Consider the following 15,751-nt stretch of genomic DNA (forward strand, 5'->3'; position numbering starts at 1 on the left):
TATACATATATGTTGACTAATGTAATTTATCATGTAAATTCATTTTTTATGTAAATTAATGCAATATTTTAATTCGCAATGGTGGTGAAAATGTCTTGGACATTTAAGCAGATTGAAGAATTTGTTGCTAGCCAAACCGGAGAAGAGCCTCAAAGAGCTGAGGTTGAGGGGCCGGCTGTTTTGGGGCCGTATACAGTTTGGAGGGTTTGGACGTATGACGGATCCGTATATAATGCACATTATGTTGTAGGGCATGAGTTATTGAAAGAGTTGCAACTTTTTCAAAATTTTCAGCCGTTCGCGAATTGGCTTATGAAAGCTTTCAATGCAACGGAAATTCATACCAGAGGTTTAGATTGGCTTAGAAGTATTGTTGCTTCAACAATTACTTTAACTCTTTTAATATTAGTTGTTTGGGCGGTCATTCATGACAAGGCATCTGGTGTAGATTTTAGATGGCTCGTTGGAGCTTTGGCCGTTACTGCGCTAGGCTATCTGCTTGGAGGGTGGACGCGCAAATCAAGATTATAAATGAGAATTTCATATTATATGCCGTAATTATATTCAATTAAATTGTATTTTCGATATAAAATTATTATTTTCAATGCATTTAGACGTTATTTATTTGTATAAAATTGCATCTAGTACGTAATCTTGTTCTTGTGGTGTAGATGGATTTGGCTTTCCAGAAGCGATCCGGCTTAATATCCAGCTTCCGCACATAGTTGCTCAGGCCGTAAATCGCTTGCCTCGCCCAAAGAACATGCCTCCCGCCCAAATCACCCCTTGAAGTTGCCCCAAGGTCAACCGGCATAAGGGCGGCATGGATGATTCGTTTGCCATTGATGAAGTGGTCCGCCGCACCGGCCTGACCGCGCGGGCGCTGCGTTTTTATGAGGCGCGTGGGCTGGTGTCGCCGCTGCGTACCCAGTCGGGCCGCCGCTGGTTCGGGCCGGCTGAGCTGGAGCGGGTGCATCGAATCGTCGCGCTCAAAAAGGCCGGGTTGACCCTGGGCGACATCAAGCGGTTGTTCGACCGCAAACCGATCGACCTGGCCGCCTTGCTGAGCGCGCAACGCGAGCGGCTGGCCGTTCAGGCGCAGGAGATTGGCGACGCCATCACCCTGATCGATTCCGCATTGTCCCGCATCAACCGAGGCGAGCCGCTCGATGCCGCGACACTTTGCTCGCTGATCCGCGATGGAGATACAGTCATGAACGATCAGGCAAAAGCGTGGAAGGACGTGATCGACCGCTATTACACGCCCGAAGAACAGGCCGAGTGGCACGCGCACATGGGGGCGGCTCCGCAAGTCTCGACCCCCGATTATCTGGCGCAGTGGCGGGCGCTGAGCGACCGGATCGAGGCGGCCTTGCCGCTCGACCCGGCCAGCGATGCGGCGCTGGCGTTCGTGCGCGAGTGGTTCACCTTGCTCGAACCGTTCAGCCGCGTTGCCACCCCGGCGATGTGGGAAGGCTCGGCGCGGCTCTATGCCGATATGGGCGCGTGGGAGGGCAAGGCCGACGCCGGGTTCAGCAAGCGGGTGTGGGACTTCATCAACCAGGCGGCCGCCGTCGCGCGCGCGGCGGGCAAGGATATCGGGCCGGTTCCCGCTTTTGTGCAGGCGCGGGGGTAAACCTTCCTCCGTTCGGGCTTAGCGTGTCGAAGCTCCCTCTCACCGCAGGCGTGGCATTTGGGGAGAGGGGCCCTTCGACGGGCTCAGGGCGAACGGTGAGGGGAGTGGAGCGCCTTCACCCGCAGCGGAAGGTCAGCCCCGCTTTCGCCTGCAGCCGATCCGCCAGCACTTGCCCCATGAGCGCGCCGGGCGTCCAGATGCCACCGTCTCCCGCCACATCCTCGACCAGGCAGCGCGCGGTTTCGGCGATCATCTTGCTGGTCGAGCCGTAGCCCGGATCCTTGTCGCCGGTGACGACGCAATCGATGCGTTCGCCCTTCGCACCCTCGCCGATGAACAGCAGGTCGTAGAAACCGGCGTCGCGCTCTTCCTTGGAGGGGCCTTCGCCGGGCTTGGGGCCGTGCGCGCTGGCGAGCGGGTTTATCCGCGCGATCGCTTCGGCAGCCGCCTTGCCCATCTCGCCAAGGCCGGGCGCGACCATCATCTCGTCATAGACGAAGTCCGCCCCGAAGCGTTCGCCCAGCAGGAAGTTGGTGCGGTGGACGTTCTTGGTGTTGATCGGTGCCATGATGAAGGGCGCGACCCACGCCTCGATCGTGCGGTCATATTCGGGGATCAGCCCGGTTGGCTGATGCGGGCCGGTAAAGCCCGGTGTGAGCGCGAACGGGTTGGTGAGCAGGCCGAGGATCGAGGGGTTCTTGGCGGCGGCGGCGAGCGTTGCCTTCAGGCTGGCGGCGGTGCCGCCGGAAAAGCCGCCCTGCATTTTGCGCACACGGCCCTTCACGCGCGTCACGGGCGCGCCGAACTTGGCGCGGGCGGCCTCCTGCAGCGTCAGCACGCCGAGATCGAACGGGATCGAATCGAAGCCGCAGGAAAAGACGATGCGCGCGCCGCTGCGCTGCGCGGTGGCGTGGTGCGCGTCGATCATGTGGCGCATCCAGGCGGGCTCGCCGCAGAGGTCGACATAAGCGGTGCCGGTTTCGGCGCAGGCGGCGACGAGATCGCTGCCATAGAGCTGGTACGGGCCGACCGTGGTGAGCACGACCTGGGTGCGTTCGCACAGCGCGCGCAGGCTGGCGGGATTTTCGGAATCGGCGGTGAGGAGCGGCGTGTCGGCGGGCGCGCCGATCAGATCGCGCACTTCGGCCAGCTTGGCGGCGGAGCGCCCGGCCATCGCCCAGCGCGGCGCACCGCTGTGCGCGAGATATTCGGCGACCAGACGGCCGGTAAAGCCCGTCGCCCCGAAAACGATGATGTCGAAATCGCGCATGTTTCTCCCCTCCCGCTTGGCGGGAGCGGTCGGGCAGGGGCCGGTCGCTCCGTGCGGTTTGGCTGGATCATGCCCTCCCCCAGCCCCTCCCGCAAGCGGAAGGGGAAGCGCACGGTTCAGGCGGCTTCGCTGAATTGCAGGCTGGCGAGGCGGGCGTAGAGGCCGTTTTGTTCGACCAGCGTGCCGTGTGAGCCTTGTTCGACGATGCGGCCGTCGCTCATCACGATGATGCGTTCCGCCGCGCGGACGGTGGCGAGGCGGTGGGCGATGACGAGCGTGGTGCGCTCCGCCATCAGCCGTTCGAGCGCTTCCTGGACCAGGCGTTCGCTCTCGGCGTCGAGCGCGCTGGTGGCTTCGTCGAGCAGCAGGATCGGGGCGTTGCGCAGCAGCGCGCGCGCGATTGCGACGCGCTGGCGCTGGCCGCCCGATAGGCGCGCGCCGCCTTCGCCGAGGAAAGTGTCGAGCCCCTCGGGCAATTTGCGCAGGAATTCGGCGGCATTGGCGGCCTCGGCTGCGGCCCAGAGTTCGTCGTCGCGCGCGTCCCAGCGGCCATAGCGCAGATTGTCGCGCGCCGAGGCACCGAAGATCACCGTCTCCTGCGGCACCATCGCGATGCGTGCGCGCACTTCGGCGGGGTCGGCGGTGCGCAAATCGACGCCGTCGATCTTCACCGCGCCGGTCGAAGGATCGTAGAAACGCTGGATCAACTGGAACAAAGTGGTCTTGCCCGCCCCCGAGGGGCCGACGATCGCCACCGTCTCGCCCGGCGCGACCGACAGCGAGAAATCGTGCAGCGCGGCCACGTCGGGCCGGGTGGGGTAACGGAATTCGACATGGTCGAATTCGATCGTCCCGCGCGGCGGCTGCGGTAGCGTGATCGGCTTGGCCGGGGCGGCGATTTCGGGTTTCTCGTCGAGCAATTCCGCCAGCCGTTCGGCCGCACCGGAAGCGCGCAGCAAATCGCCATAGACTTCACTCAGCGACCCGAACGCGCCGCTCACCAGCACCGAGGTCGCCAGAAACGCGGTCAGCGATCCGGCCGACAGCCGCCCAGCCGCGACATCGGCGACAGTGCTCCACAACAGCAAGGTGATCGCGCCGAAGATCAGCGTGATGAACAAGGCGGTGAGGAGCGCGCGCAGGAAGATACGGCGCTTGGCGGCGGCGAAGCTGCGCGTCACGGCATCGGCAAAGCGCGCCGCCTCACGCCGTTCCTGCCCGAACGCCTGAACGATCTTCATTGCCGAAAACACCTCGACCGCCATCGCGCCGATGTCGGCGATGCGGTCCTGGCTGGTGCGCGAATGCGTGCGCAGGCGGCGGCCGAGCACGATGATCGGCACCAGCGTCAGCGGAATGCCGATCAGGATCATGCCGGCCAGTTTGGGCGCGAGCACGAACAGCGAAACGATTCCGCCAATCCCGGTGATGACATTGCGCAGCGCGACCGACACGGTGGTGCCGACCGCCATTTCGATCTGGCCGGTATCGGCGGTGAGGCGCGAGGCGATTTCGGACGGGCGGTTCTCCTCGAACCAGCGCGGCGTCAGGTTGAGCAGATTGTTCTGCACCGCAATGCGCACGTCGGCGACGGTGCGTTCGCCCAGCCATGACACGAAATAGAAGCGGATCGCCGTGGCGATCCCCAGCACCAGCACCACCGCGAACAGCAGATAAAAAGTGCGGTCGACATGCGCCATGTCGCTGCCATGCGAGAAGCCGCGATCGATCACCGACTTGAACGTCCAGGGAATATAGATCGTCGTCGCCGAGGTGACGAGCAACGCGCCGAGCGCGATCCCCAATTGCACCGGATAATGGCGGGCATAGCGCCACACCATGGCCAGACTGCTAAGCTTGCGTTGGGCGGGTTCGCTGGGGGAAGCGTTTTGGGGGTCTGCCATAGCCGTTGCGCCTAGCAGGGACCGGGCTTGCCCTCAACGTGGATCCTGACCGCCCGCGAAACGTTCAATTGAAAGCGAGGATTGCCGAATGCGGCGGTGCGGCATAAGCTTTGATGCTAAGATAAGATTTGTCTGCTAGAAAGTCCGGTATGTTGTACAACGCTTATGAAATGCAGAAATCGTTGTTGGCCGGTGCCAGCGCGATGGCCGACTTCAGCGCAGGGGTGCTCAGCAACCCCGCCAACCCCTTTTCCTATTTCGGCGGGGGGCAGATCCTCAGCTCCGCGCTGGAGGTGTTCGCGCATGCCGCGGCTCCACGCGGCAAGCCCGCCTTCGGGCTGGATTTCACCACGATCGACGGCAAGACGGTCGAGATCCACGAAGAGATCGCGCTTCGCAAACCCTTCGGGCAGTTGCTGCATTTCAAGCGCAAGGGCGTCGAGGGCGGCCCCAAGCTGCTGATCGTCGCGCCGATGTCGGGCCATTACGCCACGCTGCTGCGCGGTACGGTCGAGCGGATGCTGCCGGTGGCGGACGTTTACATCACCGATTGGCGCGACGCGAAGCTGGTGCCGCTGTCCGACGGCAAGTTCGACCTCGACGATTATGTCGATTATCTGATCGAATTCTTGGAAACGATCGGCAGCAATGAGGGGCAGGGCGGCACGCATATGCTGGCCGTGTGCCAGCCCTCAGTGCCCTGCTACGCCGCCGCCTGCGTGATGAGCGCCGACAACAACCCGGCGCGCCCCAAGACGCTGACGATGATGGGCGGCCCGATCGACACGCGCGAAGCGCCGACCGCGGTCAACACGCTGGCGACCGAGCGGCCGCACAGCTGGTTCAGCCAGAATGTGATCGCGACGATCCCCGGCACCTATCCGGGCGCGGGGCGGCGCGTCTATCCGGGCTTCCTGCAGCTCGCGGGCTTCATGTCGATGAACCTCGGCAACCACATGATGTCGCATTATGAGATGTTCAAACATCTGGTGCAGGGCGAGGATCTGGAAGCCGAGGCGACCAAGGATTTCTACGAGGAATATCGCTCGGTCTGCGACATGACCGCCGAATTCTACCTGCAGACGATCGACGTGGTGTTCCAGGACCATTCGCTGCCCAAGGGCACGATGACGCACCGCGGCCGCGTGGTCGACCCCGCAGCGATCACCGACATCGCGATCCTGGCGATCGAGGGCGAGCGTGACGATATTTCAGGGTTGGGCCAGACCAAGGCCGCGCTGAAGATCTCGACCAGCCTGCCCGAGGACAAGAAGCGCTATTACATGGCCGAGGGTGCCGGGCATTACGGCATCTTCAATGGCTCCAAATGGCGGACGAAGGTGGCGCCGGTGGTCGAGGAATGGATGAAGACGCACGGGTGAGGGGGGCGCGGCTTGGGGGGTGGCGAAGATTAAGGTTCTGTGCTCTGGAGTGCTGATAGCATCGATCACGCCGCCTCGATGAAGAGTTATTGCGTAATTATTTCGATCAGGAAAATTGAACTGTGCTGGCATTTTAAATTTTATTTTCAATTGTATCTCTAAATGGGTTGGTAATATAATCCTGCTTTAAAGTGTGTTGTTCGTTATAATACGAAGCACTGGGGCGGAAATGATAGAGCGGCAGGTCGGCAGCGTTTCGGAATTTTTGGATGCTCTTCAGGCGGATCAAGGCGCTAATCCTGGGACTATTTGGTTTAGAGGGCACGCTGATGCTGCGTGGGAACTCTTGCCGGGCTTTATGCGATCCGCCGCAGATACCTCGGAGACCACGCTCCTAAACCGTTTTCGTCAAAGTGCGGCCATGTTGGCCGATCGTCGTCCCTCGTCATCTTTTGACTGGACGTTCCTAATGCAGCATTATGGGGTTCCAACCAGGCTCCTTGACTGGAGCGAGAGTCCGCTCATTTCGATGTATTTTGCGGTCGCTGACTGGGCCGACAGGCCGTCTACTGATGCAGCGCTTTGGTGCTTATGGCCGACCGCCCTAAACAAACATGCTAATATCGTGGATAAAGTCGAGGGGCAGTACATTCCTTCATTTGAAGATGAGGAATTGCAAGCGTATTCGACTGATAGTCTCAGGCAGAACACGCGGATTGAACTTTTTCCCGTCGCAACAATCGCAACACGGAATAATGCGCGAATTCAGGCGCAAATGGGCACTTTTACTATTCATCACAATAAGAAAGTGCCCATTGAAACCATTGGAGATGGCACGCACGTTGCGAAATATACAATCCCATTTTTGGCAAGAGAGCGGCTCGCAAGAGAGCTTAAGTTGCTTGGAATGACTCGATTTAGTCTGTTCCCCGAGCTCGCAAGTGTGGGTGCGATCCTCAAGGAAATGATGCAATGAGCTATGTTGATACCTCTACATTAAAAAACAGCACTATCATGCTATTATACTCTGAGAGGTCAGAGATTAATATGAATCCGGAATATCAGCGGATGGGGGGTGTTTGGACGACAGAGAAGCGTCGTTTGCTAATCGACTCTATTCTTAACGACTATGATCTTCCGAAGATTTATTTTCATGCTTTGAGTCCTGAGGCGTTGTCAGAAACTGGGTTTCGCTTTGCCGTCATAGACGGACGCCAGCGCCTCGAAGCGATATGGGGGTTTATGGATGGGGAGTTTACTCTTGCGTCCGATTTTGAATATCAGCGCGACCAGCAACTTAATCTCGGCGGGCTTAGCTATGAGGACATAGCTAAGCGGCATCCAAAAATTCGCGTGAAATTTGACTCCTTCGTATTGCCAGTCGTTACAGTCTCGATTGAAGGAGATGATATAGATCTGATCGAGGATATGTTTTCGCGTTTGAACGAGGCTGTCCCTCTGAATGCTGCTGAGAAGAGAAATGCGATCGGAGGGGATGTTGTTCGCGCAATCGCGGAAGTTTCTCAACACAAGTTTTTCATTAATCGTGTTAAATTTAGGAATAACCGCTACCAGCATCGGGAATCGGCAGCACGTTTCTTGCTCGTTGAAGACAGTTTGAAAAGTACTAACCAGATTGTAGACACGAAAAAAGTGTATCTTGACGGACTTGCGCGTAAATACAGAGAAGGAAGGAGGCTGTATGTCGATTTTTTGAAGTCAGAGGTAAGTTCTGTTCTTGATAGAATGGAGATAGAGTTTACTGATGCTGATGAATTGCTATTGGCTCAAGGTATTCTAGTTGTTTACTATCTTATTTTTCGATCCGCCATTGCTCACGGCGAGGATGCGAAATTAACCCGCCGAAGCCTGCTCGATTTCCGTCAAAAGCTGGCGGATAACCGAGAAGCCGCCGTTAAAAATTATGAGGGAGCATCTTTCGATCTTTTGGAGTTTGATCGCCTCAATCAGCAGGGGACGAATGACGCCTCCAGTATAAAAGAGCGGGTTCGTATATTGAGTGAATTCCTTGGGATCACAATCGCGAAAATTTAACTTGCACTCCGGGCAAGCGCCCATTTCGCCAGCTTATTGTCGCTTGCGTGGGAAATGGTCGGGGAAATAGTGGTGTCGCGGTGTTATCTAGTCCCAAATCTCCTGCCAAAAAAAAGGCGGCACCGGTTTCCCGGCGCCGCCTCTTCTAACCCCGCCGAAGCGCGGCTCGTTTACAGCACCTCAAACAACCCCGCAGCCCCCTGGCCGCCGCCGATGCACATCGTCACTACGACGTACTTCGCGCCACGGCGCTTGCCTTCGATCAGCGCGTGGCCGGTGCCGCGCGCGCCGGTCATGCCGTAAGGGTGGCCGATCGAGATCGCGCCGCCGCTGACGTTGAGCAGGTCGTTGGGGATGCCGAGCTTGTCGCGGCAATACAGCACTTGCACCGCAAACGCTTCGTTCAGCTCCCACAGGCCGATATCGTCCATCTTCAGGTTGAAGCGTTCGAGCAGCTTGGGGATGGCGAAGACCGGGCCGATGCCCATTTCGTCGGGCTCGGTGCCCGCCACGGCCATGCCGACATAGCGGCCGAGCGGTTGCAGCCCGCGCTTCTCGGCGACCTTTTCCTCCATCAGCACCGAGGCGGACGAGCCGTCCGACAGCTGCGAGGCGTTGCCCGCCGTCACGTTCATGCCCGGGCCCATCACCGGCTGCAGCGCCTTCAGGCCCTCCAGCGTGGTCTCGGGGCGGTTGCCTTCATCCTTGGTCAGCGTCACTTCCTTATAGGTGACCTCCTTGGTCTCCTTGTTGGTGATCGCCATGTTGGCGGTGACCGGGATGATCTCGGCATCGTAATAACCGGCGGCCTGTGCGGCGGCGGTGCGCTGCTGCGACTGGAGCGCATATTCATCGCACACGTCGCGGCTGATATTGTAGCGCTTGGCGACGGTCTCGGCGGTGCCGAGCATCGTCATATAGACATCCTTGTGCATCGCGATCAGCTCAGGGTCGGCGGCGACGCGCATTTGCGGGGTCTGGACGAGGCTGATGCTCTCCACGCCGCCGCCGACGGTGATGTCCATATTGTCGGTGATAATCTGCTTGGCGGCGGTGGCGATCGCCATCAGGCCGCTGGCGCACTGGCGATCGACCGACATGCCGGGCACGGTGACGGGAAGCCCCGCGCGCAGCAACGCGTTGCGCGCGATATTGCCACCCTGATGGCCCTGCTGCAGCGCGCAGCCGAAGACGAGGTCGTCGACCTGGCCGCCTTCGATGCCGGCGCGCTCGACCGCAGCGCGGATCGAATGTGCCGCAAGCGTGGGCGCGGGGGTGTTGTTGAAGGCACCGCGGTAAGCGCGGCCAATCGGGGTGCGGGCGGTGGAAACGATGACGGCGGAACGCATGGGGTTTCTTCCTTTTGCTTCTTCCTCCCCTCCCGCTTGCGGGAGGGGCTGGGGGAGGGCGTGGGGAGAGCGTCGGAATTGCCCTCCCCTAACCCCTCCCGCGAGCGGGAGGGGAAATGGGTTACATCAAACGAAAATCTGGCTGATCCATTCGGCGATCATTGCGGGCTTGTCCTCGCCTTCGATCTCGACCGTGAATTCGTTGGTCTGCTGCCACTGGCCGGGGCGCTTTTCGTCGAAGCTCAAGAGCTTGAAACGACCGCGCACGCGCTTGCCCGAGCGGACGGGCTGCAGGAAGCGGACCTTGTTGCCCCCGTAATTGACGCCCATCTTGACGCCTTCGATCTCGACGCCGTCGATGATCTTGGACGACAGTAGCGGCATCAGCGACAGCGTGAGGAAGCCGTGCGCGATGGTGCCGCCGAACGGGGTCATCGCCGCCATTGCCGGGTTGACGTGGATGAACTGGTGGTCGCCAGTCGCATCGGCGAACTTGTCGATCATTTCCTGGCTGACCTCGACCCAGTCGGACACCTGTTCGGTGCCGATCCGGCCTGCCATTTCCTGGACTGTAACGGTCGTCACGGCATTCCCCTGAAGCTGATTTCGTCGCATAGGCGCGGCCAAGCAAATGGCATCCGCCGTGCCTGCGCGCAAGCCTCACACCGACCGGAAACCGGAACATGACCTTTGACGTAGCGTCCACCGCCCGTAAATCCATGGGCAATCTCCACCGCGCGAGCGAACCCGATGTTCTAAAGCCCCTGTTGGACCGTGCCGCGCTCACCCCCGAGTCGCGCGAACGGGTGATGGGCCATGCTTTGGGGCTGCTCGCCGACCTGCGCGCGGCGCAAGGGAAGGGCTGGGTCAACCAGTTCCTGCAGGAATATCGGCTCAATTCGTCCGAGGGCGTCGCGCTGCTGTCGCTGGCCGAGGCGTTCCTGCGCGTGCCCGACCCCGAGACCGCCGATCTGCTGATCGCCGACAAGCTTGGCGATGCCGATTGGCGCGCGCACACCGGCAAATCCAACTCGACTTTGGTCAATTCGGCGACCTGGGGGCTGGTGGTCGGCCGCGCTTTGGTGGGGGAGGGGCAGGCGCAAAGTGCGTTGCGCCGCCTGATTGCCCGTGCAGGCGAGCCGTTCGTGCGCCAGGCGGTGGGCGCTGCGATGCGGATGATGGGCGAGATTTTCGTGATGGGCCGCACCATCGACGAAGCGATGAAGCGGATGAAAAAGCCCGAGCATAAGGGCTTTACCGCGAGCTTCGACATGCTGGGCGAGGCGGCGCGGACGCATGACGATGCGCAGCGCTATTTCCGCGCTTATACCGATGCGGTGGATGCGGTCGGGCGCGATCCGGCGGCGGGGCATTCGATCTCGGTCAAGCTGTCGGCGCTGCACCCGCGCTATGAAGTCGCGCGCTGGGAGGAATGCGTGCCGGCGCTGACCGAAATGCTCGAGGCGCTGGCCGTGCAAGCGGCGGGCAAGGGTATCGCGCTGACGGTCGATGCCGAGGAGAGCGAGCGGCTGGAAATGAGCCTCGACATCATCGGCAAGGTCGCCGCGCTGCCGAGCCTGAAGGGCTGGGACGGCTTCGGCATGGCGGTGCAGGCTTATGGCAAGCGCGCGCGGCCAGTCGTCGCGTGGGCGGGCGCGCTCGACCGCATCATGAACGTGCGGCTGGTGAAGGGGGCCTATTGGGACAGCGAGATCAAGCGCGCGCAAGTCGAGGGGCTGTCCGATTATCCCTTGTTCACGCGCAAGGCGGCGACCGACGTGTCGTATCTGGCGGTGGCGCGCGACATGCTCGATGCGCCCAACATCCGCCCGGCCTTTGCCAGCCACAATGCGCTGACGGTGGCGACGATCATGGAATGGGCCGGCAACAGCCGCGACTTCGAATTCCAGCGGCTGCACGGCATGGGCGACGGGCTGTATGAGCGGCTAGTGCGCGAGCAGGGCTATCACTGCCGCGTCTATGCGCCGGTTGGCGGGCATCGCGATCTGCTGGCCTATCTGGTGCGGCGCTTGCTGGAGAATGGCGCGAATTCGTCCTTCGTCCATCAACTCGCCGACGAGCGGCTGACCGAGGCCGAGATCCTGGCCGACCCTGTGGCGAAGATCGCTGCCGTCGGCGGTGCGCGGCACCCGAGCATCCCGCTGCCGGTCGACCTGTTCGGCGCGGAGCGCAAAAACTCCGCCGGGGTCGACCTCGCGGATCGTACGACCTTGGGCGAGACGGTTTCTTCTCTTCGTGGCTTTGTGTCTTTGCCCGAGCAAAAAGATGATCTCGCACAAAGCCACAAAGGCAGGAAGGAAGAGGCGAAAAAGGCCGTTGGTACTGCCGCCGCGGCCTTCCCCGCATGGGCTGGGCGGTCGATTGAGGATCGCTGCGCGATCGTGGAGCGGCTGGCCGATCTGTTGGAGGCGCATCGCGACGAATTGATGGCGATTTGCGTGTCGGAAGCGTTCAAAACGATCCCGGATGCGCTCGGAGAGGTGCGCGAGGCGGTCGATTTCTGTCGGTATTACGCACGCGCCGCGCGCGATGGGTTGCAGCCGGTCGAACTGCCCGGGCCGACGGGCGAGCGCAACGTGTTGCGCTATGCCGGGCGCGGGGTGTGGGCGACGATTGCGCCGTGGAATTTCCCGCTGGCGATCTTCCTCGGCCAGACCGTCGCGGCGCTGGTGACGGGCAACACCGTCGTCGCCAAGCCCGCCCCGCAAACCCCGCGCATCGCCGCGCGCGCGGTGGCGCTGGCGCATCAAGCGGGCGTGCCGAGCGATGCGCTGATCCTGCTGCCGGGAGGGCCTGAGGTTGGCGCCGCGCTCACCGCCGATCCGCGCATCGCGGGCGTCGCCTTTACCGGTTCCACCGCAACCGCGCGAAAAATCGCCCGCTCGCTCTTGGAAGACGACGCGCGCCCGATCGTGCCGCTGATCGCCGAGACTGGCGGGATCAACGCGATGATCGTCGATTCCACCGCTTTGCCCGAACAGGTCGTGGCCGATGTCGTCACCTCGGCCTTCCGCTCGGCCGGGCAGCGTTGCTCGGCGCTCAGGCTGCTGCTGCTGCAGGAGGAAATCGCCGAGACGACGATCGAAATGCTGAAGGGTGCGATGGACACGCTGCGCCTCGGCGATCCGGGCGATCCTGCGACCGATGTCGGCCCGGTGATCGACCAGGCCGCCTATGACAAGCTCATGGCGTATCGTGCGGGCGCGACCGTGCTGAAGACGCTGGACGCGCCGGCCGAGGGGCTGTTCGTGCCGCCGACGCTGATCGGGCTGTCGCGGATCGAGGACCTTACCGCCGAATGGTTCGGCCCAATCCTGCATGTCGTCACCTGGCCGTCGGGCAAGCTTGCCGAAACGATCCGTAGCGTGAATGCCAAGGGCTATGGCCTGACCATGGGGCTGCACAGCCGCATCGCGCGCGCCGCCGAGGAGACCGAAGCGCTGGCCGAAGTCGGCAACCTCTACGTCAACCGGTCGATGATCGGCGCGGTGGTCGGCTCGCAGCCCTTCGGCGGCGAGGGACTGTCGGGCACTGGTCCCAAAGCGGGCGGACCCAACTATCTCCACCGCTTCGTGGTGGAGCGTGCGGTCTCGGTCGACACGACCAGCGCAGGCGGCAATGCGACGCTGCTGAGCCTTGACGAGGGCGGGATTTAGGCGCGCCTGAGATCGCTGGGGCCTCCCCTCCCTGGAAGGGAGGGGATTGAGGGGTGGGTGGGCCGATGGCCTGGGTTACGGTTGATCGGCGGGCCGACCCACCCCCAGCCCCTCCCTTCCAGGGAGGGGAGGAGGAGCGCGCGTTGGGCTGCTCGCTCGGCCCGAAGATGGCCGGGAACGCCACGCTGCTAAGCCTTGACGAGGGCGGCGTTTGACGGCCTTGTCGGTCGGCGCGATTCTCGCGCCGACCGGGGGGTTTAGCAGATGACATTCAAGGCTGTGGCCAGCGCGTGCGCGCTCGGCCTGGGACTGGTGCTGGCCACGGCAGCGGATGCGCAGAAGGACAGCGCGCCGCAAAAGCTGTCGCCCGAGGCGATCGCCTTCGAGAAGGGCCTGCACAAGCAAAGCGGCGATGTTGCCATTCCCGCCGCGCATGCCGTGCTGCATCTGGGCGAGCGCTATTATTTCGTGCCCGCCGACGAGGCCAAGACGATCCTGACCAAGGTGTGGGGCAACCCGCCATCCTCGGGCGACGGGGTGCTGGGCATCGTGTTCGAGAAGGGCCGCACGATATACGACAATGTCTGGGGCGCGATCGTCACCTATGAAGACACGGGCTATGTCCCCGACAAGGACGCCAAGACCGAGGATTATGACAAGGTCGTCGAGAGCATTCGCGCGGGCGAGGCCGATGCCAATGTCGAACGCAAGAAAGGCGGCTATCCGACGATTCACCTTGTCGGCTGGGCGCAGCAGCCGTCTTACGATCCGGCGGCGCATTCGCTGATCTGGGCGCGCGACATCAAGTTTTCGGATTCACCGGTCGATGCGCTCAACTACGACGTGCGGCTGCTCGGGCGGAAGGGTGTGCTGAGCCTCAACATGCTGTCCGACATGAAGCATTTGCCCGACGTGCGCGCGGCGGCGACCGATTTCGGCAAGGCGGCGGCGTTTGCGCCTGGGTCGAGCTATGCCGATTACGACAAGTCGGTCGACAAGACCGCCGAATTTGGTCTGGCCGGGCTGGTCGCGGCGGGCGCGGGCGTGGTCGTGGCCAAGAAGCTGGGCCTGCTCGCGATCGTGTTCGGTTTCTGGAAAGTGATCCTGGGCGGGCTTGCGGTCGCGGGCGCGGCGATTTCGCGCTTCTTCGGGAAGATCTTCGGGCGCAAGCGCGATACGCTGGAGGGCGACGAGGGGTCGCTATAGCGGTTCAGCCGGTGCCGACGTCGCCATCGACGGCGGAATCGCTTGGCGCGGCTCCGGTGCCCGTGCGACCGTTTACCGCCTTCGAGGCCGACTTGGCCGGGGCTGGTGCTGCATCGTCCGTCGGATAGGGCAGCACCATCCGTCCGTCGGGCGCGGCGGTGAAGCTGGTCTGGGTCGGGTAGGCAAGCTGGATGCCGGCGTCGTTCAGGCAACGGACGATCGCGAGGCCAACCGCGTGGCGCGCGTCATAGAATTCCTGGAAGGCGGCGGTGGGGGAATCGAACTCGACGTCGAAATCATAGCTTTGCGCGCCGAAGGTGACGAAACCGGCGCGCACGAACTTCATGCCGCCTGCCTCGACCACGTCCTTGATCATCGATGGCAGCGCCTCCATCGTCTCGACCGGGGTCCATTGCACCAGCCCGAGCGTGAACACCACGCGACGGTATTCCCGCTGGGTGTTGTTGATGATTTCCTTTTCGAGCAATTGCTTGTTGGCGACGATGCGTTCCTCGCCGGTGACGCCGCGAATGCGCGTCGATTTCAGGCCGATCGCCTCCACCGTGCCCGCCGATTTGTCATAGCTGATCGCGTCGCCGCGCCGGAAGGGGCGATCGAGCAGGATGGCGAGCGCCGCGAACAGATCGGCGAAGATGCCCTGCGCCGCCAGGCCAACGGCGATGCCGCCGACGCCAAGGCCCGCGATCAGGCCAGTGACGTTGACGCCGAGATTGTCGAGCACGACGATCGCCGCGATCGCGAATACCGCAAAGCTGACCAGCAAGCGGATAATGTTCATCGCGCTGCCGATGGCTTCACCCGCATAATGGTCGCCACCGGTGCGGTGCTCGATCGTGCCGAGGATGATTTCGCGCGCCCAGATCGCCATCTGGAACACCGCGACGATCACCCACAGGACGTTGATGAGCGAAAGCACCTCGCGCGGCGTCCCCGCGAAAGTGTCGGCGGTGACGATCTTGGCGGCCGCCATCACCATGAAGAAATTGCCGGTCTGCAACGTCGCGCGTGCTGCGACGCCGAACCAGCCGCGCGGGCCGGAATCGCGCATGCAATATTTCCGCGCGAGCCGCCGCACGAAATGCAGCGCCATCACGATCACGCTCGCCACCGCCAGCACGATCAGGATCTGCAGCCAGTGCGTGTGGACCCAGTGATAGAGGATGCCGATGAAGCCGCGGGCTTGATCGTCCAGGTCGCCCACCCGAATGGGCGGCAGGATGGCGGTGGTGTTGTTCGTGGTCATCGGAACCT

The 15,751-nt window shown here is 61.9% G+C and carries 12 protein-coding genes; 7 read left to right on the forward strand and 5 right to left on the reverse strand.

Going from position 1 to position 15,751, the window contains the following annotated elements:
• Nucleotides 1-78: 78 nt before the first annotated feature.
• Complete coding sequence (locus ACP7BY_RS05170; protein ID WP_171010464.1) at nt 79-531, forward strand: hypothetical protein; 453 nt, start codon at nt 79-81, stop codon at nt 529-531.
• A gap of 292 nt (nt 532-823) precedes the next feature.
• Nucleotides 824-1,636 (forward strand): MerR family transcriptional regulator, encoded by an 813-nt coding sequence (locus ACP7BY_RS05175; protein ID WP_033964260.1) that lies wholly within the window; start codon nt 824-826, stop codon nt 1,634-1,636.
• A gap of 115 nt (nt 1,637-1,751) precedes the next feature.
• On the opposite strand, the gene ACP7BY_RS05180 is transcribed toward ACP7BY_RS05175, so the two are convergent.
• Together ACP7BY_RS05180 and ACP7BY_RS05185 are read right to left on the reverse strand one after the other, a co-directional pair.
• The gene (locus ACP7BY_RS05180) at nt 1,752-2,906 is read right to left on the reverse strand and encodes a saccharopine dehydrogenase family protein (protein WP_137902531.1); all 1,155 of its coding nucleotides are present in this window, start codon (nt 2,904-2,906) and stop codon (nt 1,752-1,754) included.
• 116 nt (nt 2,907-3,022) lie between these two features.
• Complete coding sequence (locus ACP7BY_RS05185) at nt 3,023-4,810, reverse strand: ABC transporter transmembrane domain-containing protein (RefSeq protein WP_033964259.1); 1,788 nt, start codon at nt 4,808-4,810, stop codon at nt 3,023-3,025.
• Nucleotides 4,811-4,959: 149 nt separating this feature from the next.
• Between ACP7BY_RS05185 and ACP7BY_RS05190 the strand changes: the two genes are divergently transcribed.
• The 3 genes from ACP7BY_RS05190 to ACP7BY_RS05200 all read left to right on the forward strand — a co-directional run bounded on the left by ACP7BY_RS05190 (nt 4,960) and on the right by ACP7BY_RS05200 (nt 8,247).
• The gene (locus tag ACP7BY_RS05190) at nt 4,960-6,192 is read left to right on the forward strand and encodes a polyhydroxyalkanoate depolymerase (RefSeq protein ID WP_033964258.1); all 1,233 of its coding nucleotides are present in this window, start codon (nt 4,960-4,962) and stop codon (nt 6,190-6,192) included.
• 229 nt (nt 6,193-6,421) lie between these two features.
• Complete coding sequence (locus tag ACP7BY_RS05195; protein WP_033964277.1) at nt 6,422-7,168, forward strand: FRG domain-containing protein; 747 nt, start codon at nt 6,422-6,424, stop codon at nt 7,166-7,168.
• A complete protein-coding gene (locus ACP7BY_RS05200) occupies nt 7,165-8,247 on the forward strand; it encodes a DUF262 domain-containing protein (RefSeq protein WP_137902532.1) in 1,083 nt (360 codons plus the stop codon). The genes ACP7BY_RS05195 and ACP7BY_RS05200 overlap by 4 nt, the downstream gene beginning before the upstream one ends.
• A 170-nt stretch (nt 8,248-8,417) precedes the next feature.
• Here the strand turns inward: ACP7BY_RS05200 and ACP7BY_RS05205 are convergent, their stop codons facing one another.
• Complete coding sequence (locus tag ACP7BY_RS05205) at nt 8,418-9,596, reverse strand: acetyl-CoA C-acyltransferase (RefSeq protein WP_033964257.1); 1,179 nt, start codon at nt 9,594-9,596, stop codon at nt 8,418-8,420.
• 126 nt (nt 9,597-9,722) lie between these two features.
• Nucleotides 9,723-10,157, reverse strand: coding sequence for a MaoC family dehydratase (locus tag ACP7BY_RS05210; RefSeq protein WP_171010471.1), 435 nt, complete (start codon nt 10,155-10,157; stop codon nt 9,723-9,725).
• Nucleotides 10,158-10,279: 122 nt separating this feature from the next.
• On the opposite strand from ACP7BY_RS05210, the gene putA reads away from it, so the two are divergent.
• Complete coding sequence (gene putA / locus ACP7BY_RS05215; protein ID WP_137902533.1) at nt 10,280-13,273, forward strand: bifunctional proline dehydrogenase/L-glutamate gamma-semialdehyde dehydrogenase PutA; 2,994 nt, start codon at nt 10,280-10,282, stop codon at nt 13,271-13,273.
• Nucleotides 13,274-13,537: 264 nt separating this feature from the next.
• Nucleotides 13,538-14,479: a DUF2167 domain-containing protein gene (locus tag ACP7BY_RS05220; protein WP_033965995.1), complete on the forward strand. Its 942-nt coding sequence runs from the start codon at nt 13,538-13,540 to the stop codon at nt 14,477-14,479.
• Between the two features lie 4 nt (nt 14,480-14,483).
• Here ACP7BY_RS05220 and ACP7BY_RS05225 read toward each other — a convergent pair whose 3' ends face one another.
• A complete protein-coding gene (locus ACP7BY_RS05225) occupies nt 14,484-15,743 on the reverse strand; it encodes a mechanosensitive ion channel family protein (RefSeq protein WP_137902663.1) in 1,260 nt (419 codons plus the stop codon).
• Between the last annotated feature and the right edge of the window lie 8 nt (nt 15,744-15,751).

Origin of the sequence: Sphingomonas sp. PSPC2-2 (genome assembly GCF_049897725.1) — a bacterium.
Taxonomy (GTDB): domain Bacteria; phylum Pseudomonadota; class Alphaproteobacteria; order Sphingomonadales; family Sphingomonadaceae; genus Sphingomonas.